18 protein-coding genes and 1 pseudogene are annotated in these 25,399 nt (G+C 74.1%); 9 read left to right on the top strand and 10 right to left on the bottom strand.

Features of this window, described 5'->3' with window-relative positions:
• Positions 1-43: 43 nt before the first annotated feature.
• The 3 genes from ACFY8W_RS07685 to ACFY8W_RS07675 all read left to right on the top strand — a co-directional run bounded on the left by ACFY8W_RS07685 (position 44) and on the right by ACFY8W_RS07675 (position 5,229).
• The gene (locus tag ACFY8W_RS07685) at positions 44-1,933 is read left to right on the top strand and encodes a CoA transferase (protein ID WP_391101454.1); all 1,890 of its coding nucleotides are present in this window, start codon (positions 44-46) and stop codon (positions 1,931-1,933) included.
• Positions 1,930-3,663: an AMP-binding protein gene (locus tag ACFY8W_RS07680; RefSeq protein ID WP_391101451.1), complete on the top strand. Its 1,734-nt coding sequence runs from the start codon at positions 1,930-1,932 to the stop codon at positions 3,661-3,663. The genes ACFY8W_RS07685 and ACFY8W_RS07680 overlap by 4 nt, the downstream gene beginning before the upstream one ends.
• A gap of 174 nt (positions 3,664-3,837) precedes the next feature.
• The gene (locus ACFY8W_RS07675) at positions 3,838-5,229 is read left to right on the top strand and encodes a signaling protein (RefSeq protein ID WP_391101449.1); all 1,392 of its coding nucleotides are present in this window, start codon (positions 3,838-3,840) and stop codon (positions 5,227-5,229) included.
• 173 nt (positions 5,230-5,402) lie between these two features.
• Here ACFY8W_RS07675 and ACFY8W_RS07670 read toward each other — a convergent pair whose 3' ends face one another.
• The 3 genes from ACFY8W_RS07670 to ACFY8W_RS07660 are packed head-to-tail and all read right to left on the bottom strand — an operon-like array spanning position 5,403 to position 7,698.
• A complete protein-coding gene (locus ACFY8W_RS07670; RefSeq protein ID WP_391101447.1) occupies positions 5,403-6,212 on the bottom strand; it encodes a metal ABC transporter solute-binding protein, Zn/Mn family in 810 nt (269 codons plus the stop codon).
• Complete coding sequence (locus tag ACFY8W_RS07665) at positions 6,161-7,039, bottom strand: metal ABC transporter permease (RefSeq protein ID WP_391101793.1); 879 nt, start codon at positions 7,037-7,039, stop codon at positions 6,161-6,163. The genes ACFY8W_RS07670 and ACFY8W_RS07665 overlap by 52 nt, the downstream gene beginning before the upstream one ends.
• Positions 7,040-7,062: 23 nt before the next feature.
• Positions 7,063-7,698: an ATP-binding cassette domain-containing protein gene (locus ACFY8W_RS07660; protein ID WP_391101445.1), complete on the bottom strand. Its 636-nt coding sequence runs from the start codon at positions 7,696-7,698 to the stop codon at positions 7,063-7,065.
• 181 nt (positions 7,699-7,879) lie between these two features.
• Here ACFY8W_RS07660 and ACFY8W_RS07655 point away from each other — a divergent pair, with 181 nt between their 5' ends.
• On the top strand, positions 7,880-8,350 hold the full coding sequence (locus tag ACFY8W_RS07655; protein WP_391101442.1) for a BlaI/MecI/CopY family transcriptional regulator: 471 nt from the start codon (positions 7,880-7,882) through the stop codon (positions 8,348-8,350).
• Between the two features lie 5 nt (positions 8,351-8,355).
• Positions 8,356-9,297 carry a M48 family metalloprotease gene (locus ACFY8W_RS07650; RefSeq protein WP_391101439.1) on the top strand — a complete coding sequence of 314 codons (942 nt, stop codon included), beginning with the start codon at positions 8,356-8,358 and terminating at the stop codon, positions 9,295-9,297.
• Between the two features lie 25 nt (positions 9,298-9,322).
• Here ACFY8W_RS07650 and ACFY8W_RS07645 read toward each other — a convergent pair whose 3' ends face one another.
• From ACFY8W_RS07645 to ACFY8W_RS07630, 4 genes are all read right to left on the bottom strand, one after another.
• Positions 9,323-9,778 (bottom strand): TerB family tellurite resistance protein, encoded by a 456-nt coding sequence (locus ACFY8W_RS07645; protein WP_391101436.1) that lies wholly within the window; start codon positions 9,776-9,778, stop codon positions 9,323-9,325.
• Positions 9,779-9,885: 107 nt separating this feature from the next.
• Positions 9,886-12,045: a SpoIIE family protein phosphatase gene (locus ACFY8W_RS07640; protein WP_391101433.1), complete on the bottom strand. Its 2,160-nt coding sequence runs from the start codon at positions 12,043-12,045 to the stop codon at positions 9,886-9,888.
• Between the two features lie 183 nt (positions 12,046-12,228).
• On the bottom strand, positions 12,229-12,828 hold the full coding sequence (locus ACFY8W_RS07635) for a TetR family transcriptional regulator (RefSeq protein ID WP_391101431.1): 600 nt from the start codon (positions 12,826-12,828) through the stop codon (positions 12,229-12,231).
• Positions 12,829-13,115: 287 nt separating this feature from the next.
• Positions 13,116-14,372 (bottom strand): alanine racemase, encoded by a 1,257-nt coding sequence (locus tag ACFY8W_RS07630; RefSeq protein WP_391101429.1) that lies wholly within the window; start codon positions 14,370-14,372, stop codon positions 13,116-13,118.
• A 202-nt stretch (positions 14,373-14,574) separates the two neighbouring features.
• Between ACFY8W_RS07630 and ACFY8W_RS07625 the strand changes: the two genes are divergently transcribed.
• Complete coding sequence (locus ACFY8W_RS07625) at positions 14,575-15,894, top strand: D-arabinono-1,4-lactone oxidase (RefSeq protein WP_391101426.1); 1,320 nt, start codon at positions 14,575-14,577, stop codon at positions 15,892-15,894.
• 245 nt (positions 15,895-16,139) lie between these two features.
• Positions 16,140-18,056 (top strand): protein kinase, encoded by a 1,917-nt coding sequence (locus tag ACFY8W_RS07620; protein ID WP_391101791.1) that lies wholly within the window; start codon positions 16,140-16,142, stop codon positions 18,054-18,056.
• A 30-nt stretch (positions 18,057-18,086) separates the two neighbouring features.
• Here ACFY8W_RS07620 and ACFY8W_RS07615 read toward each other — a convergent pair whose 3' ends face one another.
• Complete coding sequence (locus tag ACFY8W_RS07615) at positions 18,087-20,024, bottom strand: DUF2264 domain-containing protein (RefSeq protein WP_391101424.1); 1,938 nt, start codon at positions 20,022-20,024, stop codon at positions 18,087-18,089.
• A gap of 142 nt (positions 20,025-20,166) precedes the next feature.
• Between ACFY8W_RS07615 and ACFY8W_RS07610 the strand changes: the two are divergent.
• Positions 20,167-20,407: pseudogene (locus ACFY8W_RS07610) on the top strand (agmatine deiminase family protein); the annotation flags it as partial.
• Between the two features lie 159 nt (positions 20,408-20,566).
• Here the strand turns inward: ACFY8W_RS07610 and ACFY8W_RS07605 are convergent.
• Both ACFY8W_RS07605 and ACFY8W_RS07600 read right to left on the bottom strand, forming a co-directional pair.
• Positions 20,567-22,111, bottom strand: a complete 1,545-nt coding sequence (locus tag ACFY8W_RS07605; RefSeq protein ID WP_391101422.1) for a phosphodiester glycosidase family protein — start codon at positions 22,109-22,111, stop codon at positions 20,567-20,569.
• Positions 22,108-22,827, bottom strand: coding sequence for a peptidase inhibitor family I36 protein (locus tag ACFY8W_RS07600; RefSeq protein ID WP_391101420.1), 720 nt, complete (start codon positions 22,825-22,827; stop codon positions 22,108-22,110). The genes ACFY8W_RS07605 and ACFY8W_RS07600 overlap by 4 nt, the downstream gene beginning before the upstream one ends.
• Positions 22,828-23,227: 400 nt before the next feature.
• On the opposite strand from ACFY8W_RS07600, the gene ACFY8W_RS07595 reads away from it, so the two are divergent.
• Complete coding sequence (locus tag ACFY8W_RS07595; RefSeq protein ID WP_391101418.1) at positions 23,228-25,255, top strand: RICIN domain-containing protein; 2,028 nt, start codon at positions 23,228-23,230, stop codon at positions 25,253-25,255.
• The last annotated feature ends 144 nt before the right edge of the window (positions 25,256-25,399 follow it).

Here is a 25,399-nt window from a genome sequence, read left to right as displayed (position 1 = left end):
CCCGCGCGCCGGCCCACGCCGCCGCCAGGAGACGAGGAGAGGCATGGCGTCACCAGCGACCACGCACACCACCACGGCACATCACCCGCCCGGCGGCGCACGCCCGTTGGACGGACTCGCCGTCGCCGTCACCGGGTCCGCGGTCCTGACCGGAACCGCGGCCGACCACCTTCGACGGCTCGGAGCCCTGGACCCGGGCCAGGAGCCGGAGACAGGGGAGGAGTCGGCCGGCGCAGGGGAGATCGTGCTCACCGGCGGCGGCTTCGCCCCGGTCACCGCCGCCACCGCCTGGGGCGCGGAAGGCTCCGGCATCGAGGACGAGGCCACCGCGCAGGCCGTCACCGGAGTGATGGCGGTGCACGGCCGCCGGCACGGAGCCCCGCGCGGACTCGGCGTCGACTACCTCGCCACCGCGACCGGCGTCCTCGCGGTCCAGGGCCTGCTCGCCGCACTGGTCGGCCAGGCCCGGGGCGCGACCGCGGCCGCCCGCAGCGGCGGCCCGACGCCGGGCGCGGCCGTGTCCACGGGTGCCCGGGCGGCGCGCGTGACCACCTCGGCCGACCGCGCCGGTCTGCTCGCCGTCTCCCAGTACCTCGCCGCCGCCGGCGCCGACGAACCCGAGGCCGTCGAACCCGCCCCCGGCGGACCGCCGTTCACCTCCGCCGACGGCGTCCTCTTCGAGCTGGAGACCCTCGACCCCGGCGCCTGGGCCGCGTTCTGGCGCGAGCTGGAGGCTCCCGCCGGCGCGGTACGGGCGGGCTGGCGGCCCTTCCAGTTCCGGTACGCCACCGCCTGCGCGCCCTTGCCCGACGCCCTCCACGAAGCGACCCGGCGCCACACGTGGCAGCAGATCCGCTGGGCCGCCGTGGCCACGGCAGGGTCCGCGGTCGCCGGGATCGAGGTGTGCCGCCTGCGCACGCTCGTCGAGCGGGCCCGGGAGGGCGACGGCGCCGACCCGTGGCACCTGCGCTCCCTGGGAGCGGGCAGAACGGCCCTCGGGGTGCCGCCCGCGCCCGGCCTTCCCCTCGCCGGGGTGACCGTCCTGGAAGCGGGACGCCGCATCCAGGCACCGCTTGCCGCCCACCTGTTGAACCTGCTCGGCGCCCGGGTGATCCGGGTCGAGCCGCCGGGCGGCGACCCGCTCCGGGGCATGCCACCGGCCTGCGACGGGATCTCCGCGCGCTGGCTCGCACTCAACAGGGGCAAAGAGGCGGTCGAGTTCGACATCAAGTCGGCCAGCGACCGGCGTCGGCTGCGCGAACTCGCCGCCGAGGTCGATGTGTTCCTGCACAACTGGGCTCCCGGGAAGGCCGCCGCCCTCGAACTCGACGCAGAGCACCTGGCCGCCGTCAACCCGTCCCTCGTCTACGCCTACACGGGAGGCTGGGCCGACCGGCTCGACGACGCGCCCATGGGCACCGACTTCATGGCGCAGGCCCGCACCGGAGTGGGCGAGGCCGTCCACCCGGCCGGCGAACCGCCCGTACCGTCCCTCATGACGCTCCTCGACGTCCTGGGCGGCCTCCACGGCACCGAGGCCGTCCTCGCCGGCCTCCTCCTGCGCGAGCGCACCGGGCGCGGCGCACGCGTCGAGTCCTCGCTGCTCGGCGCCGCCGACACCCTCCTCGCCCCGGCCCTGCGCCGCGCCGCCGCAGGGTCCGATCCCCGGCCGCCCGCCGGATTCCGGCACCCGCTCCGGGCGTCCGACGGCTGGATCGCCCCGACCGACGCCTGTGCCCGCGCCGCCGCCGCGTACGACCTGCGCGGGATGTGCGGCGAGGACGCCCTCGACCAGCTGCGCGCCCACGGCCTGACGGCCACCGCCGTCACCACCGACCTGTCCGCCCTCCACCACGACCCGCGCCTGTCCGGCCCGATCGGCCGGGACGCGCACGGCGCCCCCGCCGTCCCCGAACCCTGGAGCTTCGCGTGACCGTCGCCCTGAACGACCTGCTGCCCGCCGCACTCCGCCGCTCCTGGGCGGCCGACGGCGCCTGTCCCGACCTCGACCTCTACAGCCTGTTCCGGGCCAGACGCATCGCCGACCCGCACCGGACCGCCGTCCTCGACGCCCGGGGCAAGCTCTGCTACACGGCCCTCGACCGCAAGGTCCGCGCCCTCGCCGAAGGCCTGCGCGGGCTCGGTGTCCGGGCCGGAGAGGTGGTCGCCGTACAGCTCCCGGACGCGCGCGACGCCGTCGTCACCGACCTGGCCCTCGCCGCCCTGGGTGCCGTCGCCCTGCCCTTCCCGGTCGGGCGGGGCGCCGTGGAGGCCGAGTGCCTGCTGCGGCGCGCGGAGGCCGTGGCGGTCGTCGCCGCCACGGAACACCGCGGCAGGACGCCGGCCGCCGACCTGCAGGCCCTCGCACCCGCACTGCCGGCCCTGCGCCACGTGATCGCCACGGCCCCGGGCCGCGGCACCTCGGCCCGAACGGGACCCGCCGCCGCGCACACCGCCGCGCACGCCCTCGTGCCCGACGGCACGGTCCCCTTCCGCGAGCTGCTGCGCACCGACCCCACGGGCTTCGTCCCCGCCCGCCCGGATCCCGACGGCGCGGCACGCATCCTCGTGTCCTCCGGGTCGGAGGCGGAGCCGAAGATGGTCGCCTACTCGCACAACGCCCTGGCCGGCGGGCGCGGGAACTTCCTCGGCTCCCTCATGCCCGACGGCAGCCCGCCCCGCTGTCTCTTCCTGGTGCCGCTCGCCTCCGCCTTCGGCTCGAACGGCACGGCGGTGACCCTCGCCCGCCACGGCGGCACGCTCGTGCTCCTCGACCACTTCACGCCCGGGGCCGCGCTCGCCGCCGTACGGGAACACCGCCCGACGCACGTCCTCGGCGTGCCCACCATGGTCCGCATGATGCTGGAGGCACTCGAAGCCCCGGAGGCCCCGCGGTCGCAGCCGGCGGCCCCGCTGCCGGCACCGACCGCGCTGGTCGTCGGCGGCGCGCCCCTCGACGAGGCGACCGCCGAGGCGGCGGCCCGGGCCTTCGGCTGTCCGGTCGTCAACCTCTACGGCTCGGCCGACGGCGTCAACTGCCACACCGGCCTGCGGCACACGGTGCCGCCCACCGACCGCGCCGGAGTCGTCGCGGGCCGCCCCGATCCCCGCGTCGCCGAGATCCGGATCGCCGACCCCGCGACGCACGAGCCGCTGCCCGACGGGCGGATCGGCGAGATCGTGTCCCGCGGGCCGATGACCCCGCTCTGCTACGTGGCCTCGCCCGACCTCGACGCCCGCTACCGGACGCCCGAGGGCTGGGTGAGGACCGGCGACCTCGGATTCCTCGACGACGAGGGCGTCCTGCACGTCGTCGGCCGCCTCAAGGACATCGTGATCCGCGGCGGAGCCAACATCAGCCCCGCCGAGGTCGAGCGCGAGCTCGTCTCCCACCCGCGGGTGCGCGACGTCGTCTGCGTCGGCGTCCCGGACCCGCTGATGGGGGAGCGGCTCGCCGCCTGCCTGGTGCCCAAGGGCGAGCGGGCCCCGGACCTCGCGGACCTCGGTGCCCACCTCTCCGCGCGCGGCCTCGCCCGCCACAAGCACCCCGAGCACCTCCTGGTGCTCCGCGAACTGCCCCTCACGGCCGCCGGCAAGCCCGACCGCGCGGCCCTGCGCCGCACCGTCGTGGAGGCCCGTACCACCGCTCTCGCCGGGGCCTGACCGGATCCGCGTGGTGTGCAAGGATTGCGGCACCGTACGTGATGATCTTGAAAGGGGGGCCTGCACGCTCATGAATGGTTGTTCCGACCCCAGACCGTGCCGCGGCTCGTCGAAGGCCGCGGTGACCGCCGCCACCCGGACCGTTCTCCTCGACTCCGTGGAACGGGCCGCCTCATGTCGCTGACTCGCCGCTCCGTCCTGACCGCCATGGTCGCGGCTCCGGTCCTCGCCCCCGCCGGGACCGCGCAGGCCGCCGGCCGGCAGGCCCCCCTCGCGGCCGCCGTCGCCGCCGAGAGCGGGGCGACGGCCGCCCTGAACGCGCAGAACAGGTTCGACCTGCGCGCCCAGCCCGTCGATCTGTTCGGCAGGGAGATCCTGCTCAAGCAGGGCAGGGTGCACCAGCAGGTCGCCTTCGACCCGGTGACCGGCCTCGCCTACGTGACGCAGCTCATCAGCGACGGTCGCAAGCTCGCCGACGAGACCGAGATCCTGCCCGACGGCGAGCGCGGTCGCCGCGGCGACCTGTGCGTCAACGAGGTCGCGCCCGACGGCACCGTCCGCGCCGTCATGTACGTGAGGGGCGTCGGCCACGGCGGCGGCCTCGGCGTCGAGCACGTCGACGGCCGTCCCTGGCTCTGGCTGGAGACCGACGCGGATCCCGTCGCCAGCGGCTTCGCCTACGGCAAGCGCATCGGCCGCGTCGCGTTCACCCCCGACGCCATCGTCGATGCGGGGAGCCCGCTGATCGAGGTGTTCGAACCCGTCCCGGGCTCCTCCCACAACACCCCGTCCGTGGACGTCGTCCACGGACGGATAGGCGTGCGCCACGGGGCACCCGGCGCCGAGGAATACCGAGTCTACGACCTCGCCGCCTTCAAGAACCGCACCTTCACCGCGCTGCACACCTTCCCGGCCCGGTACCGCACCCAGGCCTGGTGCCTCTACGGCGACCTCCTCTACCAGAACGAGGGCGGCGCCTACAGCGCCACCAACCCCCGGCCCGGCAACTCGTGGTGGAACGTCTACGACATCACCACGGGCCAGATCATCGAGCGGACCTTCAACACCACAGCTCTCGACCTGTCCCACCGCGAGACCGAATCCATCACCGTCCGCCAGACGCCCAACGGGCCGCAGCTCGTCTTCGGCTTCGCCACCCAGGAACCAGGACCGCGCCAGATGGCCCTCTACGGCATCACCAGCACCACCGACGGCACCGGCGACCACGTCCCGTGGACCGCACTCGACTACGACACCGCCACCTACAAGCCCAACTCCGACAACTACATCCCCCAGTACCGCCAGCTCGGCAACCGCATCGACATCCACCTGCGGCTGTCCCGCGTCAACGGCGCCGCGTGGACCAACGGCGAGACGATCCTCACCCTCCCGCCGCACATCCGCCCCAACCGGACGCAGGGCATGGTCGGTCAGATCACCGGCTCCGGGGTCACGGATTCGCTGACCGTCCGGTGGGAGGTCCTCACCGACGGCTCGCTGCGCATCTTCGACCAGCGCGGCTTCACCGGCTGGATCGGTCTCGACGCCGGCTACTTCACCAGCTGAGCCGGCCACGCTCCGGCAGTCTGCCCAGGAGGGAGGGAGGACCGCGACCGCGGTCCTCCCTCCCTCCTCGCGCACCGGTCCGCGGGCGCATGAGGCCGGTCCGGCCGGTCAGCCGGTCAGGCCAGGCAGGCCGCCAGGCAGGCCGGTCAGGTCGGACAGGGCGGTCAAGCCGGTCAGCCTTCGTCCATGGCCTTCCTCAGCTCGGCCGCCGCGGCGCGGTACACGGCCAGCAGGTCCAGGTCCTCTCCCGGGTAGTTCGCGATCCCGACCTGGCGCGCGCCCGAGTCCGGCAGCACCGTCCCCGTGGACATGTGCGCGTTGTCGAGGACGTACGCGGGCTTCTTCGCCGACAGCGAGGCGAGCCGGGACGGGGTGACCGGCTCGGGGCCGTACGTGCCCACCGTCGTGGCGCCCGCGAGGTCCGCCGCCCAGGCGGTGAACACCTGGGTCACGACGACCGGGCTCCGGCCGCCGGGCCAGGCGGACTTCAGCTCTCCGTTCAGCTTCGCGACCTCGCCGTCGAGCCGGGTCTTCCACCGCTCGGCGGCGTCCTCCGTCCCGAACAGACCGCCCAGGCGCGTGACTTCGGCGCCGGCCCTGGCCGGGTCGTTGTCGAGGTTCACCTCGACCAGTCTCGCCTTCGAGCCGGCCGCCTCCTTGATCTTCCCGGCGTACGGCTCGAAGGGCGCGTAGAGCACGAAGTCGGCCTTCGCGACCGCGGCGAGGTCCGAGGGCTTCGGGTCGTAGTCCGGCGCGTGGTGCACCGAACGCGGCACGATCACCGTGACGTCCTCGGCCCCCGCGGCCTTCGCGAAGGCGCCCTCCCAGGTGGTCGTCGCGACCACCACCGGCTTGTGCCCGCCGGCCCCGGGGTTCTCCGGGCCCGGCGAGTCCTCGCTCCCGCACCCGGCGAGCAGCGGGACCGCCCCGCTCAGTGCGGCGAGGGCGACGAGGGGAGCGAAACGGACGCGGGTGCGCGCCATGAGCGGTTTCTCCGTTCGGGGACGAGGTGCGCGACGAGGACCAAGGCCCCCGCCGTCAGGACGAGGACGGGCCCGGGAGGCCAGTCCAGCCACAGGGCCAGCAGGAAACCCGTGAGATTGACGGCGACGCCGATGCCGACCGCCCACAGGGTGATCGACCACAGCGAACGGCCGAGCCGGCGGGCGGCGAGGGCGGGCAGCAGGGTCAGGGCGTCGACCAGGAGCGCACCCGTCAGCTTGATCGCCCCGGCCACCGCCACCGCCACGAGCACGAGGAGCGCGGCGGTCAGGAACCGGACCGGGACGCCCGAACACTGCGCCAGCTCACGGTCGTACAGCAGCAGCGCCACCTCACGGCGCCGCCACCAGAACAGCGACGGCACGACGACGGCGAGGGCGCCCAGGACCACGAGGTCCGCGGTGCCGACCGACAGGATCGAGCCCCACAGCAGCGCGAAGGCGCCTGAGGCGTTGACGCCGGAGACGGCGAGGACGAGCAGTGCGGCGGCCACGGCCAGGCTCATCAACAGGCCCATCGCGCCGGACAGTCCGTCCGGCGTACGGGCGAGCGGTGCGACCGCCGCCCCCGACAGGGCGCAGGCCACGAGCGCGCACAGCATCGGGTCGAGACCGGTCAGGAGACCGACCGCGATGCCCAGCAGCGCCACGTGCATCATCGCGAAGCGCACCGGCATGATGTCGAGGCCGACGATGACGACGCCGATCACCGGCAGCCCGACGGCCGCGAGGAGCAGGGCGGCGCCCGCCCGCCGGACCGGCACGAGCCGGAGCAGGGCGCCGAGATCGGCCGTGGCGAGCGTGTTCACCGCATCGGCGGTGGCGAGCGTGCTCACCGCACCTCCCGCAGCCGGCCCGCGGCCATCTCCAGGACCCGGTCGCAGCGCCCGGCGAGCGCCCGGTCGTGGGTCACGACCACGAGCGTGACCGGGAGCGCGGTCAGCACGTCCGCCGCCTCCTCCTGGCCCTCGAAGTCGAGCGCGGCGGTCGGCTCGTCGGCGAGCAGCACCTGCGCGCCGGCCGCCACACAGCCGATCGCCCGCGCCAGGTACATGCGCTGCAACTGCCCGCCGGACAGGGTGTCCACGGGCCTCGCCGTCAGCGCGCCGACCCCGAGCCGTTCAGCGGCCCCGGCCGCCTCCTCGGCGGCCCCGCTGCTGCCGAGCAGTTCGTCACCGCGCAGCGGAAACCGTCCGGCCGCCGGCTTCTGCGGGATCCAGGCACACGCCCGGCGCCGCCACGCCCACTCGGCGGCCGAGCGCGCCCCGCGCCCGCCGACCTCGATCGTGCCGCTCGTCCGCACGTGCAGTCCGAGCACCGCGCGCAGCAGCGTCGTCTTCCCGGAACCGTTCGTCCCGGTCAGCGCGACCCGTTCACCGGCGGCGATCTCCAGGTCGACACCGGTGACGGCCTCGTTGCGGCCGTGCCGGCAGGCGACTCCGCGCATGCGTATGTCCAGTCCGCCCATCCGCCGTCTCTGCCCTTGTCTCTCGCTCGCGTTCGCCGCGCTCGTGTCCGCCGTGTCGGGTCCGTCGTGCTCGGCATGGTCGTGCTCGGGTCCGTCGTGCTCGGCTCCGTCGTTCCGGTGCGGTGAAGGAGTCGGACGGGTGGCGGCCGGAGTTCCCGTGGCCTCCTCGCGGATGCGTACGATGAGCAGCCGCCCGGGGAGCAGGACGGGCGGAGACGGCACGGAGGACGACGGCGTGGTGGAGCGGAACAAGGGCGGGGCCGATCCCGCCCCGCGCAGGCGCGGGCAGGGCGAGCTGGAGGCCCAGGTGCTCGCCATGCTGCGCAGCGCGCCTGGGCCCGTACCCGTCGCCTGGGTGCAGGAGCGCCTCGCCGGCGACCTCGCGTACACCACCGTCATCACGATTCTCACCCGGCTGCACGGCAAGGGCGCCGTGGCCCGCGAGCGCGCCGGGCGCTCCTTCGTGTGGACCGCCGTCGCGGACGAGGCCGGGCTCGCGGCGCTGCGGATGCGCAAGGTCCTCGACGCCGAGGCCGACCGCGAGGCGGTCCTCGCGAGCTTCGTCACCGCCCTGTCGCCGAACGACGAGCGGCTGCTGCGCGAACTCCTCTCCGACACCTCGGAGGAGGCCCCGGGCGAGGCGGAAGACTGACCGTCATGGGAGTCTTCGTCTTCCTTCCGCTGGTCCTTCCGCTCACCGCCTGGCCGGTCGCCCGGCTCGCCGAGCAGCGCCTGCACCCGCGCACCGCGACCCGGCTGCTCGCCGCCGTCGCCGGCGTCCTCGCCGTGTGCAGCACCCTCTGCCTCGGACTCCTCATGATCGTGGGCACCGCGCAACTGCCGGGTAACCCGCTGCCGGACGGCTGGTCGGACCCGGAGGTACGAGCGGCCGTCCCCTACGACGAGCTCGCGGGCCCGGCGGCCATCCCCGCTCTGCTCGCGGTCCTCGTCTCCTGCGCGTCGGCCGCCTGGCGGCACGTCCGGGTACGCCGGAGGGCGGACGGCGCCCTCGCCGGACTTCCGGCGCGGTCCGTCGCGGTGCTGCCCGATCCCGACCCGTACGCGTACGCCCTGCCCGGCCGTCGGGGCCGGACCCCGGACCGCGTGGTGGCCAGCACCGGGATGCTGGCCGGGCTGGGCCCGGCCGAACGACGGGCCCTCTTCGCCCACGAGCGGGCGCACCTGAAGGGGCGTCACCACCGGCATCTGGTCGTGGTGCACCTGGCGGCCCGCGCGAACCCGTTCCTGCGGCCGCTGCGCACCGCCGTGACGTACACGGCCGAGCGGTGGGCGGACGAGGAGGCGGCGGCCGAGGTCGGCAGCCGCCGCACGGTGGCGCGCGCCATCGGCACCGCGGCCCTGATGTCCCGGGGCCCGCTCGCCGCCACCCTGCCCGCCCTCGCCCAGGCCGGTCCCGTGCCCCGCCGGGTGGCGGCGCTGCTGCGACCCGCCCCGGCGGCCCGCGCGTGGCCGTCGGCGTTCACGACGGCGGGCCTCGCCGTGTGGGGCGCCGCGGCGGGGGCGACCGTGTCGGCGCTGTCCTCAGCCAACTCCGCCGTCACGCTCTTCGCGGTCCTGCGGGCGGCCACGTCGATGTAGCGACCGCGGGGCGCCCGCGACGCGCCTACAGGTCGAACTCGTGCGGCGGGAGGCCGAGGGTGAAGCAGGCCTCACGGACGACGGCCTGCTCGGTCTTGTCGAAGTCGCCGTCCGCGCCGCCGATGACGATGCCGATCTGGACGACGGCACGAGCCTCGGCGGGCTTCTTCTTCGCCTTGGCCACCTCCTGGAGCACGCTGACCTTGCCGAAGTCGAAGTCGGCGGCGAGCTTGTCGAGGTTGTCGTCGAAACGGCGCCGCAGATCGGTCGCGTCGAAGTTCTGCAGCACCTCGTTGGTGGCGATGAGCTGGGCGACGCGACGGCGCTCGGCGGGGTCGACGGTGCCGTCGGCCGCGGCCACGAGCGCGCACATCGCCATGCTCGCATCGCGGAACGCGCCGCTCTTGAGGTCGTTCTTCCGGGCGGTCAGCTGGGTCTGCATCGTCGATGCGGACTCCTTGATGCGGTCCCACAGGGCCATGGTGCGGTACTCCCGACGTCGGTGGACGAACTTCTACGTCCTTGTAGAACGTGGCCCACCCTCGACGAGTTCCCGGACATGCGGATCGCCCGGCTCCCGCGTCCCGGTCAGCCGCCCTCCGGGGAACGGACGTCCAGTTCGGCCCAGACCGTCTTGCCGTCCTCCCGGTACCGCACGCCCCAGCCGTCGGCGAGGGTCGCCGAGATGTGGAGGCCGCGGCCGCCCTCGTCCGAGGCCTTGGCGTGGCGCAGGTGGGGCGCCACGAGGGCGGCGTCGTCGACCTCGCAGACGACCGTCGTCTCGCCCCGGATCAGCCGCAGGGTGATCGGCGCGGCGCCGTAGCGGACCGCGTTGGTCACCAGCTCGCTGACGACGAGCTCGACCGGGAACGCGTCGGCCTCCGGCCACCACTCCCGTACGCGCTTCTCCGCGTGCCTCCGGGCGGGCGCCACGGCCTGGAGTTCGGCGGGCACGTCCCATTGGGCCAGGTCGCGCGAGGGCAGGCGCCGGGTGCGGGCGACGAGGAGGACGCGGTCGGGGGAGAGGTGCGGTGCCACGTCGTTCGCCATCGCCTCCGGGCTGCGATGGGCCTCGGAGAGCGCGGCGACCAGGTCGGCGGCGGTCGGCCCCTCGTCCTGCGACGTGGCCGGCGAGGCGAGGCAGACCGTGCTTCCCTCCGGCAGCACGAGACTCGTGCTGGCGAACGGAGGCCCCTCCTCGCCGAGCAGCGGGCCCTCGGGAAGCGGCGAGGTGTCCACCGAACCGTCCGGGCGCACGATCGCGAGGAGCGAGGTGCCCGCCCGCGCGATGTCGAGCCTCCCCGTGACGGGGTCGTGCACGGCGAACGTGCAGTGCGCCGTGGGCTCGTCCACGCCCGGCGCGCCGTCGCCCCCGCCGTGCGCGCCGGCCGAGCGGCTCCCGCCGTGCGCGCCGCCCGCGCCGGCCGAGCGGCCCGGACCGTGCGGGCCCGCCGGGGCGTGCCGGCCGTGCGGGCCCGCCGGGCCTTCCGTGTCGTGTGGGCCGTGCGGGCCGCCCGCCGTGCGGTCCTCCCCGCCGGCCTGTTCGCGGGCGAGCCGCAGGACCGTCGCGTGCAGACGGGCGAGCAGCTCGTGCGGGTCGAGGTCGAGCGTCGTGAGGCTGTGGACGGCGGTCCGCAGCCGGCTCATCGTGGCGACGGCGCTCAGCCCGGGGTGCTCCACCTGACCCACCACCAGCGCCACCCGTGCCCCGGGCAGCGGCAGCGCGTCGAACCACGAGCCGGCCCCGCTGCCCCCGGCCCGGCGCCGCTGGGCGATCTCGGCGGCCCGCTGCGTCTCCCGCTCCTGCCGCAGGGGCCAGCTCTGCAGGGCCGTCATGACGATGTGCTCGCGGGTGAACCGCAGCGCGTTCTCCAGGCTCGCCGCGGCCCGCGTCGTGACGCTCTTCGCCAGGTCGAGATCGGCCGGCAGGTACGGCTCGGAGCCCGGCTTGCGCTCGAAGGAGACGGCCCCCAGGACCAGGCCCCGTACCGTCAGCGGCGCCACCAGCCGTATCCCCTCCGCCGAGGGCACCAGCTCCGGTGCGTCCGGCAGCGGAGAGCCGAAGAGGCCGGGCAGGAGCACACAGCCCGCCGTCGGCACCGGCGTCCCGGAATCCGTGGCGCCGACGGCCGCGCAGCGCATCAACAGGCCGTTCCGGCCGGCGAGTTCCGGTGCCCCGCCCTGCAGGACGGCGTCCGTGAGCGCCACGACGACCGCGTCCGCGAAACCGCCGTCGAGCGCGACCTCGACCAGCTCGCGGGCGGTCCGCTCCACGTCCAGCGTGCCGCCGATCCGCTCCCGTGCGTCGTACAGCAGCCGCAGCCGGGCGTTCGCGCGCTCCCGGTCGGTCACGTCCAGCGTGGTGGCGACGAGCCCGACGACCCGGCCCTCGTCGTCCTCGAGGCGGTGGACCGACACGGAGAAGACGTGCTCGTGACCCGGGTCCGAGAGCGGGGTGCTGCGGAGCAGCGCGTCCCTCAGCGGCTGCCCGGTCGCCAGCACGTCACGCAGCGCGTCCTCGTCGACGGTCACACCCAGCGCCGCGTACGCCTCGGCCGCGGTCCTCCCGACGACGCGCTCCTCGGGCACGCCGCGCATGCCGACGGCCACCGGGTTGACCCGTACCACCCGCAGATCGGTGTCGAGCACGTGGAGCCCCACGTCCGACTGGGTGAACACGGCGTCCAGAACGGCCTCCCCCAGCCGCGGAGCCTCCTCGCGGCTCCCCTCGTCCTTCGGCTCCGGCACCCGGACCTCCTCGCCTCGGACCCGATCGGCTCCCGCGACCATCCTGCGGGGTGGCGGCCGGATCGGCACGACGAACGGCCCCGCATCCGGTTCGTACCGGGAACGCGTCGGCGGGCGCTCGGCCGCGCGTCGGTCCCCGCGGCGTCCCGGCGACGCGCTTCTTGCGGGAGCGCTCCGACGCGATCACCGCCCGGCGACCGTCCCGAGGTAGCGGGCGTACTCGTCGAGCGCGGCCTCGGCCTGGGCGTCGTCGCGGTCGATGAGCCAGTTGAGCGTGAGACCGTCCATGAGGCCGAGTCCGTGGCGTGCGAGGACGGGGACGTCGACGGTCCAGTGGATGCGGGCGGCGCGGGCGACGGCCTCCAGGTACTCGCCGTACACGCTCAGGTAGTGCGCGTACTGCCGGCGGGCCACGTCGGTCAGGTCCGGCTGCCGCAGGGCGTACTGGGTCAGCTCGTACGTCACCATCTGCTCGGCGGGGCTCCGCCGGATGCCGTCCCAGTAGGCGTGCAGGGTCTCGCGGATGATCTCGTACGGGGGACGGTCGTCGTCCTCCGTGCTCGGCGCCGCCGTGGGGACGAGCGTGCGCCGCATGATCCGGTCGATCACGGCGTGCAGGAGCTCCTGCTTGGAGCGGAAGCAGTAGTGGAAGGCGCCCAGCGGAGCTCCGGCCTCGGTGGCGATGGCCCGGGTGGTCGCCTTCGCGACGCCGTCTCGGATCATGACGGCGATGGCCGCCTCGACGAGCTGGTCGCGGCGTTCGTCGGCCGACAGGCGGGTCATGCAGGCTCCCTGGGCGTGCGGGTGGAGGGACAGGAGTCTACGGAGGGACGGAAGTCGGCAGCGGGACGGGAGCCGACGGCAGGGCGTGAGCCGGCGGGGGACGGGAGCCGACGGCAGGACGGGAATCGACACCGGGACAGGAGCCGACGGCCGGACGGGAATCGGCAAGGTGACAGGAGCCGACGGCAGGACGGAAGCCGACCGCGCGTCGGGAGCCGACGGCCGGGCGGCGGTCGACCGCGCGTCAGGAGTCGACGGCCGGGCGGGAATCGGCAGCGGGGCCGGGGTCAGAGGAACGCGTGGCCCTCTCCCCGGTACGTGGGGACCTCGTCGACGATCCGGCCGTCCGAGACGACGTGCAGGCGGTCGACCCGCTCGCACAGTTCACCGGCCTTGGCGTGCCGGAACCAGACGCGGTCGCCGAGCCACAGCGCGTCGGCGGCCTCTCCGGTGAGCGGGGTCTGGACCTCGCCCGCGCCCTCGCGCGGCAGGAGGCGCAGGCCGGGCGGCCAGACGGGTACCGGCAGGCGGTCCGCGCCGGCCGGGCCGGAGGCGGTCCAGCCGCCGCCGAGGACCGTGACGTGACGGGGCGCGGGCCGCCGGACGACGGGGAGGACGAAGAAGGCGGCGGGGTACGGGGTGAACGCGCGGTAGTGGTCGAAGAGCGCCGGGGCGTAGAGGCCGGAGCCGGCGCCGAGTTCGGTGACGGCCGCCTCGGCCGAGGTCGTGTGCAGGCTGCCGGTGCCGCCGCCGTTGACGAACTCCAGGTCGGCGACCGAGCGGACCGCGCGGATCGCGTCGGCCCTGCGCCGTGCCAGTTCGCGCGCGGAGACCCGCTGGACCAGCCGGAGCGCCGCCCGGGCGGCGCGCGGGCCGGGCTGGTCGTCCGCCACGCCGGCGATCTGCCCCTCGTACGACATGAGCCCGACCAGCCGGAAGCGGCGGCGGGCGACGACGGCGCGGGCCAGCTCGCCGGCCTGGGCGGGCGAGTGCAGCGGGGAGCGCCGCATCCCCAGGTGCAGGCGACCGCCCCACAGGCGCAGCGAGGCGTCGAGGTCGAGGCAGACCCGTACCGGAGGGCCGTCGTGGCCGATGACGGACGTGACGTGGTCCAGGTGCTCGACCGAGTCGATCATGATCGTCACCCGCGCGGCGAGCGTGTCGTCGGAGGCGAGCCTGCGCAGCGCGTCGGGGTCCGTCGTCGGATAGCCGACGAGGACGTCCTCCGCCCGCTCCGCGAGCCACAGGGCCTCGGGCAGCGTGAACGCGAGGATGCCGGCGAAGCCGGGCAGGCGCAGCACCTCGGTGATCAGCGCGCGGCAGCGCAGCGACTTGCTGGCGAGGCGGACGGGCTTGCCGTTGCTGCGTCCGGTCATCTCCCGCGCGTTGGCGCGCAGCGCGTCGAGGTCGACGACGGCGAACGGCGGCGTGAGCCCGGCCGTCGCCTTCTCCAGCTCCGCGAACGGAGCCGAGGCGACGGCGGGGGAGTGGGCGGGCGGGCGCGCGGCGGAGCCGGTGCCGGGTGCCGAGGGCGGGGTTCGCATGGTGTGGGCGCCTTCCTGGCGGGGCGGCGGCAGGAGCCGGCCGAGGCGCGGCCACCTTCTCCTTGGACGGTCGTCCAAGTCAAGGCATCGGGACCCTTGACTTGGACGACTGACCAAGACGACCATCCCGGACTACCGAAGCCCCGGTGGCGGCCCGGCCCGTCCAGCTTCCCCGGACCGTTCCGTCGAGAGGAATCCGCCCGTGACCGAGACCTGGCGCAACTGGTCCGGAAGCCAGCAGGCACGTCCCGCACGAGTCGTCCGGCCCGGAAACACGGGGGAGGTGGCCGCCGCCGTGAAGGACGCGGCCCGCGACGGGCTCCGCCTCAAGGCCGTGGGCGCGGGCCACTCCTTCAGCCCCGTCGCCGTCGCCGACGGCGTGCAGCTGAGGCTCGACCGGCTGGACGCGGCGCACACGGTCGACGCGGAGACCGGCCTGGTCACGGTCGGTGCCGGAATGCCGCTGTGGCAGCTCAACCCGCTGCTCGCCGCGCACGGCCTCGCGCTGGAGAACATGGGCGACATCGACCGGCAGACCGTCTCCGGCGCGATCTCGACCGGCACGCACGGCAGCGGTCTCCGCTTCGGCGGGATCGCCACCCAGGTCCGGGCGCTCGAACTCGTCCTCGCCGACGGATCGGTGGTCACCTGCTCGGCCACGGAGCGGCCCGGACTGTTCGCGGCCGCCCGGGTCGGTCTCGGCGCGCTCGGCGTCATCACCCGCGTGACGCTCCAGTGCGTGCCCGGCTACGTTCTCCACGCCCGGGACGCCACCACGCCGGTGGCCGAGACGCTCGACCGGATGCACGAACTCGCCGACACCCACGACCACTTCGAGTTCTTCTGGTTCCCGCACAGCGAGCTGACCCTCACCCGCAGGTTCCGGCGCCTGCCCGCCACGACCCCGTTGAAGCCCATCGGCGAGCTGAGCCGTCGTGTCGACGAGACCGTCAGCGGCCTCGGCTTCGAGGGCCTCAACCGGCTCGGCACCCGCTTCCCGGCCCTCGTACCGCCGATCACGCGTTTCGCGGCGCGCGCCATGTCCACGCGCGAGTGGACCGACCTGTCCCACCGGGTCTTCGCGTCCTCGCGCGACGTCCGCTTCCACGAGGGCGAGTTCGCCATTCCGCGGGAGCGGGCCGCCGACGCGCTGGGGGAGCTGAAGCGCTGGATCGACACCCACGACGAGAAGGTGTCCTTCCCGCTGGAGGTCCGCTTCACCGCCGCCGACGACATCTGGCTCTCCACCGCGTACGGCCGCGAGAGCTGCTACATCGCCTTCCACCAGTACCACCGGATGCCGTACGACCGGTACTTCCGCGCCTGCGAGGACATCCTCGCCGCCCACGGCGGCCGGCCGCACTGGGGCAAGATGCACGGCCTGGACGCCGAACGGCTGCGTCCCCGCTACGAGCGCTTCGGCGACTTCGTCGCCCTGCGCGACGAGCTCGACCCGACAGGTCTCTTCGCCAACCCGTACCTCGACCGCGTCCTCGGCCGCGCGCCGGGAGCCACCCCGTGATTCGCTGGTGCACGCGTTTCGGACGCACGACCGCCGGGATTCCGTGACGGTGCCGGGGCGAGTGTCCTGATCTCGGCTCAGATGTCCTGATGGTCGCCGACGTCGGCCCGTGCGCCCTCGTACCGCGGGCCGGTCCGTGCGCACTCGCACACACGCGAACCCCTACGCTGGTGCCCGTCGAGTGGCGGATTTCGAACAGTGCGACGAACGGGATGTGACAGGTGACGGGGGCGAACGGCGCGGACATGGTCGGCGAGGTCCTGGGCGGGCGGTACCGCGTGACCGCGATGATCGGCCGCGGCGGCATGGGCGTGGTCGCCCGGGCGGTGGACCAGTTGCTGAACCGCGAGGTCGCCGTCAAGGTCCTGCGGGCCTACACCGACGCCTCCCCCGCCGACCTGGCCGACCTGCGGGTCCGCATGCAGCGGGAGGCGCAGGCCGCCGCCCGCATCCGGCACAGCGGCGTGGTCACCGTGCACGACGTGGTCGAGGAGAGGGGACTGCCGGTCATCGTCATGGAGCTGGTCGACGGACCCTCCCTCGACGACGTGCTGGCGGAGCGCGGCCCCATGGACCCGCGCGAAGCGGCCGCGATCGGCGCCAAGCTGATGGACGCGCTCGACGCGGCGCACCGGGCCGGTGTCCTCCACCGGGACGTCAAGCCCGGCAACATCCTGCTGGAGCGTGGAGGCACCTCCCACTCCGGAGGCCTCGGCGGAGGGCGCGTGGTGCTCACCGACTTCGGCATCGCCAGCATGGACGCCTCCGGCGACGAGGCCCTGGCCAAGCTGACCCAGAGCGGCCAGATCGTCGGCTCCCTCGACTACCTGCCGCCGGAGCGCGCCCAGGGCCAGGTGCCGGGAGCCGCGTCCGACATCTGGGCGCTCGGCATGACGCTGTACGCGGCCGTGGAGGGCGCCTCGCCCTTCCGCCGCACGTCGGTCTGGTCCACGCTCGCGGCGATCGTCGGCGAACCGCTGCCCGCGCCCCGGCTCGCCGGGCCGCTCGCGCCCGTGCTCCAGGCGCTGATGGCCAAGGACCCGCTGCAGCGGCCCGACGCCGCTCAGGCGCGCGAGATGCTGGAGGCGGTCGCCGGAGGCTGGCCGACGGACCACGCGCCGGCCCCGGGCACGGTCTTTGCCCCGGGTGTCGCTCCGGCCCCGGGCACGGCCTTTGCCCCGGGCGCGGTCCCTGCCCCGGGCGCGGACCCTGCCTCGGGTGTGGCTCCGGTCTCGGGTGTGGCTCCGGCCCCGGGCGTGGTCCCTGCCCCGGGAGCGGCTCCGGCCCCGGGCACACCCTCGGCCGTGCGGCCCGGCACACCGCCGGCGGCCTTCGGTCCTCCCGCCGCCGCCCCGTTCTCGCAGCCCGCCCCCCAGGCCGTCCCCCAGCCCGTCGCCCCCTACGTGCCGGCCGACCCGTACGGCTCCGCTCCGCTGCCCGGCGCCGCGCATCCGGGCATGGCGCCCGGTGTGACCGCGGGTGGCGGCGGCCGGGCCGAGACGCGATCCACCGACGTCCGCGCGCGGCGCCGTCGCACCCGTACGGTCGTCGCGGTGGCGGCCGCCACCGTCCTCACCTGTGGCGGAGTCGCGTACGCCCTGATGGACATGCGCGGCGACGCGGACACCGGCGGGTCGGACACGGCGCTTCCCACGGCGAGCACGTCCGCCGACGGTGACCTGTCCGACGCGGGCGGCCCGACCGACGGCCCGACCTCCCCCGGCGACCTGACGTCCATCAGTCCCAGCGCGACGCCGTCGGGCACGCCTTCCGGGAAGGAGGAGGAGACCGGTCCCACGACGACGCCCGGCGCCGGGGACGACAAGCCGTCCGCGTCCCCGTCCGCCTCGCGGGACACCCTGCCCAGCTCCACGGTGAAGGAGCCCACCCCGGTGTCGACGGCGTGCACCGGCTGGGCCCACTCGAACCGGAGCAGCGGCGTCGGCGCGGCGTCCCAGAACACCCACCTCTACACCGGGCCGTACGCGGAGTGCTCCTATGTGACCGTGATCAAGTCCGGTGTGAAGGTCTCGTACGACTGCTACGTGACCAACGCCCACGGCAACAAGTGGATCTTCGCCCGCATCCAGGGCACGAACACCGAGGGCTGGCTGTTCGGCGACAAGTCCACCCTGACCGGCGGCTCGCTCACCCGCTGCTGACCCGCTGCCGAGCGGCGGGAGCCGCCCCCCTCAGCCGGCCGGGCGGTTCACGGTCACGGTGACGGCCCCGGGCGCGAGCAGGGCCTCCAGCTCGCTGCCGTCGGGCCGGCGCAGACGGACCCGGGGGCCCTCGACGTGCACAGGGAGCGCAGGAAGCCCCTCCGGCTCGGTCGCGGACAGCCTGCTCGCGGCGACGAAGAGGGCGACCGTACCGCGCGTGGTTCCGGTGAGGACGGGCAGCGCGGCCGCCGTCCCGTACGCGGTGCCGTTCGGTGCGCGGCGGGTGGCGGCCGCGGCGTACCCGTGGACGTTCCGCAGGGACGACGTCAGCTCCGTACCGTCCGGCGTCGCCGCGACGACCCTGGTGGACAGCCCGTCCGTGCTCTCCGCGACGCTCGTGCCCGCCGCCGCCCAGCCGCTGTGACGCACCTCCGTACCGGGTTCCGCGCCGGCGACCAGATGGGCGTGGATCTCGTCCGCCCCCGCCGCCAGGACGACGGAGGTCACGGTGACGCCGGGGAGTTCGGCGCCCCGGACGCGGGGCCGGTGCGTGGAGGCGGCCCAGCCGTCGCCCGCGCCGAGCGGGCGGATCCGGCCGCGCAGGCTGAGCTCGCCGTCGACGAGGACGCCGACGTGGTTGTCGGGCGTGCCGTCGAGGACCGGGCCGGTGGCGGTGGAGTGGGCGAGCCGGGCGTACAGCGGGTCGTCGGGCAGGACCCGGTCGGCCGGCTGGTCGTCGCTGCCGTGGTTGTGGAGCCTGACGACGCCGTCGGCGGCGGTGGACTGGATCAGCCAGCCCGGCCGGGGGAGCGGGACGACCGCGTCGGCGTGCTCGACCGGAGCGGGCTCCTCGACCGCCGTCCACACGGGGTGGCCGGGTGGAAGGAGGAGCCCGAGGAAACCCTTGCTCGCCCAGTACGGCGAGGCGGGCCCCGAGTACTCCTGGACGAGCGGGAGATGGGGGCCGTGCCAGCCGAGGGTGAGCAGCCCGTCCGCGTCCACCGCGCCCCGGTCGAGGAAATGGCGCAGCGAACCGGAGGCGATGCGGCGCGTGGCTCCCGGCGTGAGCGGGGTGTGGCCGGTGAGGGCGCCGGCCCACAGCGGCGCGGCGGCGGCGAAGCGGTAGGTGAGGGAGCGGCCCTGGTGCATAGGGGAGCCGTCGGCGCCGAAGGTGCGGGCGTAGCCGTCGAGATGGCTGCCGAGGCGGGGGCCGTAGACCTCCATCAGGCCTCCGTCGCCGGCCAGATGGGCGTGCAGGACGGGGTAGAGGTGGAAGGCCCAGCCGTTGTAGTGGTCGAAGGCGCGCGGACGGCCGTCGGTGTACCAGCCGTCGCCGAGGTACCACTGCTCGATCTTCGCCAGGCCGCGCTCGACGGCGGCCCGGGCAGCGCCGTCCGCGTCCGCGCCGACTTCGGTCAGGAAGCCTCCGACCGTGAACGGGAAGAGCCACCAGTTGTTGTCGACGGGCGTGTGGTGGAGGGCGCCGGCGAGCCAGGCGCGGACGCGCTCGCGGACCGGCTCGTCGAGCCGGTCCCACAGCCACGGGCGGGTCAGGCGCAGTGCGAGCGCGACCGAGGCGGCCTCGACCATGGCCTGGTCGCGGTCGCCGACGGACGGCCAGGAGACCGGGTCACCGCCGGTCAGTTCGCGGTCGGTGGTCGGCGCGCGGGTGCCGGCGGCCAGGCCCTCGGCGTAGCGCGACAGGAAGCCGTGCGGATCGGCGCCGGCCGACCCCGCGATCCGGAAGGCGGCCAGCAGGAAGGTCCGGGCGAATCCTTCGAGGGCGTCCGACCGCGTGCCCGAGACGCTGGGGCGGGGCCCGGGCAGCGCGATCAGGGCGTGCCCGGGACCGGCGTGGCGCAGGGCCGACGCCAACAGCCCGTCGGCGACCGCCTCCCAGTGCGCTCGCGTCCAGCCGGTGCGGGGACTGAGGACGCGGTCCTCCGGAGGAAGCGGGATCGAGGACATGCCGGTGCGCTCCTTGGTCCGATCGGGCGGACCGAATCTAGGGAGCGACGGATCGAACGTCAAGAAGTCGTGAACGTACGATCGCTCATGATCGTTCGATCAGAATGAATCCTGGGAGGAGAGGGCGGTGCGCCTGGCGCACGACCGACTCACGGGCTACAGCGACGACTATCTGTCGACGTTCGCGAACTTCTGCATCGGCAACGACGCGGTGTACGTGCCGAAGTCCGGCGACAGGAAGGCCGACGACCGCGCGCGGGGGGATCCTCCAGGAGCACTTCCCCAAGCGGGACATCGTGCAGGTGAACATCGACACCATCGCCACCGGAGGCGGCGGCGTCCACTGCGCCACCCGCGACCGGCCCGGCAAGCCGGTCGAGTGAGCACGCCGCCCTGCGCCCTTCCGCCCTGCGCGCCCGGGGTCGGGCTGCGGGAGGTCGATGACGCTGAGCGACCGGCCCGATCGACCGTCACGGGTCCATGGGGCGGGAGGGTCTCGGCGGGCCGGCGCCGAGACCCTCGTGCCGTACCGCCGTGACGGTCTAGCCCACGACCGGGCTGCCGCCGGTGGCGACGTAGAGCGAGTCGTAGACCCGGCGCTCGACGCCGGGAGCGGGACCGTCGGTCAGGCCGTTCACCGGAGGCGTGCCGCCGCCGAGCAGCATGGTGGTCGAGCCGCCGCCGTCCTGGTTGACGGCGTCCATGACGCCGAGGGCCTTCAGCGGTTCGGTGACCTCCGCGAGGAACCCGCCGTCGGGGGAGTAGTGGTCGCGCGGTCCGCTCAGGGCGACGAGGACCGTGCGGCCCTGGTCGTCCACGCCGATCGCGGTGCGGGAGTCACGGCAGAAGTCGGTCTTGGCCTGGGGAGTCGCGGCGGAGAGGTCCTTGCTCTGGCCGTTCTCGTCGTAGAGGCGGGCGCAGCTGCCGTGGGCGTAGCCCGTGGGCCCCGTGCTGCCGTACTTGTCGACGCCGTCGCGCATGAGCAGGGACCCGCCGTTGACGACGTCCACCGTCTCGTCCAGGGATATCTCCCGCCTGATGCCGTCGGCCTCGAAGCGGTGGTCCCAGAGCTTCTGTGTGACCGTCAGGGCGGCCTGCTTCTCCTTCTGCTGACGCAGCCAGTCGACCTGGTGGTCCCCGATCGCCTGGAGGACGTACTGGCCCTTGCCGACCGTACGGCCGCCCCGGCCCGGACCGCCGTCGACGATCGCGCCGGTCGTGCCGTCCAGCACCACTTCGTATCCGGCCTGGTCGTCGGCGGCGACGTTCTTGTTGACGTCCGGCTTCGGAGTCGTCGCCTTGTAGGAGTAGTTGAACAGCACGAACTCGGTCGGATCCGCGTAGGCGGCCAGGTCCTTGCCGTAGGCGTCCTTGTACGGGCCCAGTTCGCCGGCGGCGTCGTCGGCGTCGCGCGGGCAGCCCAGGGCGCCGCCGGGGTTCCGGTTGACGTCGTCCACGCGCTGCGTGACCTCGCCGTACGGCCGGCCCTGCTCCTCCGTCAGGCTGCTGGTCACGCTGATGTCGGTCTCCAGCTTGGTGACGTACGGAACGCCGTACTGGAGCACCACGCTGTGGCGGTTCTTGCCCGGGAGACAGGAGGCTCCCATCAGCTCCCCGTCGCGGACGGTGGCGCCGAAGGTCTGGATGGTCTCCGGTACGGCATCCGTCGTGTCCGGGGTGCCCTCGTTCATGAAGTAGCCGCCGTTGACGGCCGCGAGGGGGGCTTCGGGCATGGCGGCCGTCATCTCCCGGACGGTCTCGCTGGTTCCGGCCTTCCTGCCGAACGTGCTCTCGATCCGCAGGGCGCCCTTGGCGGGGTCGATCCGGACGACGTTCAGCTCGCGCGGGTACGTGCGCTGCGCGATGGGCGAGGTCTCCTTGTAGCGGAAGTACTCCACACCGGGCGCGAGCAGTCTGCTGTCCGAGGTCTGGGCGGTCCAGCGCGGCAGCTCGGGGACGGCCGGCGGTTCCTCGGCCGCGTTCGTGGGGCCCGAGGTGGTGAACAGGAGCACCGAGCCCAGCGCGGTGGCGGCGGCCGTCAGACGCGCGCCGCCGCGGTGTGCGGTACGGGGTGCGGGGCGTGTCATGACAGGCATTCCTTGTCCGTGGTGGTGTCGGTGTCCGGAGTCCTGAGCCGGTGGGACTGGAAGGACTTGTCGAAGGGGGCCGTGAGCGACGTGCCGTCGCCCGCGTTGACCTTGTACGCCTTGGCTGCGGGCAGCCCGGTCTGCGCCCACTCGCCCGCCCAGGAGGCGTCGTTGAAGAAGCAGGCGGTCTTCTCGGTGCGGTTCATGACCGAGCGCACGTTGTCCGCCCAGACCCCGACGAGGTAGCCCGCGTGGTCGTTCTGGGTGCCGTACATCCCGCCACGGCCGTTCGGCTCCTTGAAGATGCACAGCTGACCGTTGGCGCAGCGCTCGTACCCCGTGAAGCAGGCGCCCTGCGAGGGGGCCAGCTTGTGGGAGGTCAGCTGCTGACCGAGCGTCTTCAGGTCGGTGCGGGCGCCCGGCGGGATCGTCTCCACGGCGCCGCCGAGGTAGGTGTTCGCGTACAAGCAGCCCCAGAAGTGGCTGTTGTTGTACACGGACAGGGCCTTGTCGTCCCAGCCCGAGCCGGTGACGGTGGCGGTGCCGTCCAGTGGGAGCCGCAGGCTTTCGCCGGTTCCGCCGGCGCCCTGGTAGAGGCAGAGGGACGGCTTCTCACAGTTCTCGTAGTCGGCGTTCGCCGGGAGGGCGAACAGGGCCGAGCAGAGGAGGGCGAGGGCTCCCACGACGAGGGAGCCCCGCAGAGTATTGATCTTCACGAGCCGTGAGTCTGTCAGCAACGCGCTCTCGGCGCCCGGGCGCTCGGGCGTGCGCGCCGGGTGCGGGGCGGCCGGCTGCCCCGCGCAGCCGGGGTCCCTCACGGCTGGTGACGAAGGGAATTCACGAGGTAGTAAATAGGTGAATCCCAAACTGAATTACCGTCAACAGGCCGGATCCGTATATCTCGATTCGGTAACGAGATTGCCGGAAAGGCCTGGACCTTTCACGCCTGAGTCTTCAACTAGCCTTATATTAAAAAGAGTTGAGTGTTCATCAGATCGACCTGAAAAGGTAACGGTCTGATATCTCGACGGCCATTCCTGTTTGCCCGAATTCTCCACCGTGTGCGTCTGGCAGGCTTCCGGCACCCACTCCTCCGACCAAGGATTTGAGGTGCGCATGACCAGTCATCGCAGGAAGCGTGAACACAGACGCAAGCCCAGGGGGTTGATGCTCGCCACCGTCGCCGTGGCGTCAGCGGCGGTGATCGCGGCAGGTGTCGCCTACGCCGGCATAGGGGGCAACGCCCAGGCAGGGACGCCCGCTTCGGGCATACCCGCGCAGGCCGGATCCACGACGGCGCCGCTCGCGCCGGCCGCCGCCCCGGCCAGGGACGCGGAACCGGAGCCCATCGTCGGGAAGCCCGCCAACGACACCCGGCGGGGCATGGTCTACGACGGGCTCAAGGCGGCCGCCAAGGGCGACCGTTGCACGGGCGTCTACCGCACCGACGCCGGACTGTGCACCCACGGGCCCGACGCTCCGCCGAAGGGCGTGGACATCAAGGCGGACGTGGCCCCCGCCGTGAAGACCAAGGCGCCGGCGGCCGGACGCCCGCAGGACGCACCGGCCGCCGACGCCACCGGGGCCAGGACCGCGGCCGCCGCGGCCCCGGAGCCGGCCGCGACGTCCGGAAGCCAGGCCGTCGCCGCGGGCCCCGCCGGTCAGACCGTCCAGTGCGACGGTGACGGCAGCACGGGCAACCGCGTGCAGGTCGTGTACGTGCACGGCTCCGACCGCGACCGGTACGCCGAGTACGTCGCCTCGTTCCGCAAGTGGGCGGCCGACGCCGACCTCATCTACGCGACGAGCGCCAAGGAGACCGGCGGCGTACGGCACATCCGCTACGTGACCGCGGCCGACTGCACGCCGACCGTGCTCAACATCGAGCTTCCGGCGTCCGCGCTCGCCGAGTTCAGCGCCACCAACAGGGCGCTCGCCGACAAGGGCCTCAACCGGCGCGACCGCAAGTACATGATCTTCGCGGACACCAAGGTCTACTGCGGCATCGGCACCTTCGCCGGTGACGAGCGGCCGGGCCAGAACAACCAGAGCAACTTCGGCCCCTCCTACGGACGTACCGACGCCGGCTGCTGGGGCGGCCACACCGCCGCGCACGAACTGGGGCACAACCTCGGCGCGGTCAACAACAGCGCGCCCAACACCAGTCGCGGCGCGCACTGCACGGACGAGTACGACGTCATGTGCTACTCGGACACGCCGTACTACCCCCAGATGCGGTACGTGTGCACCAACCAGGCGGCCGAGAACATCCTGGACTGCAACCACGACGACTACTTCCACACCAACCCCAGGGCCGGCAGCTACCTGGCCACGCACTGGAACATCGCCGACAACCAGTTCCTGATGCGGTCCGGGGGCGGCTCCGGCCCCGACCCGAACCCGAGCCCGACGCCCACTCCGACGCCGACCCCGACGCCCACCGGGCAGCCCACCGGCGGCCCGGCGGTGACGGTCAGCCAGGTCCAGTCCACGGCCGCCCTCGTGAGCTGGCCCCAGGTCGAGGGCGCCGCCTGGTACCAGGTCCTGCTGAACGGCAGGCACCTGACCTGGGTGCAGTCGCAGGCGCTGCGCATCTACAACCTCCAGCCCGGCACCGCGTACCAGGTCGCCGTCTCGGTCCGTGACCGGTCCGGCCGCGACAGCGGGGCCGGACGGACGACCACCTTCCGTACGGCCGGAGCGAGCGGTGGCACCACCACTCCCGGCACCCGCTACACCCTCGGCAACGCGGGCACCGGCATGGCGGCCGAGGTCTGGGGCGGGCGCTCCGCCGACGGCACGGTGCTCGTCGGGTCCCGGGCCACCGGATACGCCCAGCAGCAGTGGCTGTTCGACGACGCGGGCAGCGGACTCGTCCGCATCCGCTCCGCCGTCTCCGGCAAGTGCCTGCAGACGGGCGGAGCCCCCGCCCAGGGCATGTGGATCGCCCAGCAGGCGTGCGGCGACGCCGCCACGCAGAGGTGGAAGCTGTCCAGCCGCAACGGAGCGGTCACCGTGACCGACCCGAGCGGCGGCTACGCCCTGACGGTGAGCAACCGCGCGTACTACGGGAGCTGGCTGCTCGACATGCAGCGCACCAACGGCGGTGCGACGCAGGTATGGACGGTCCAGAAGGTCTCCTGACCTCGGCCGGACCCCGACGGCGACCTCCGGGTCGACCCGGCGCCGGGGGGGGGGCCCCCCCCCCCCGCCCCCCCCCCCCCCCCCCCCCCCCCCCCCCCCCCCACCCCCCCCCCCCGCGGACACCACCCCCCCCCCCCCCCCCCG

The sequence above is a fragment of the Streptomyces sp. NPDC012637 genome, from assembly GCF_042954805.1.
In the GTDB taxonomy this organism is placed as follows: Bacteria; Actinomycetota; Actinomycetes; order Streptomycetales; family Streptomycetaceae; genus Streptomyces.
Note: the sequence above shows the minus strand (reverse complement) of the source record. Positions and strands in the feature narration are given on the sequence as shown.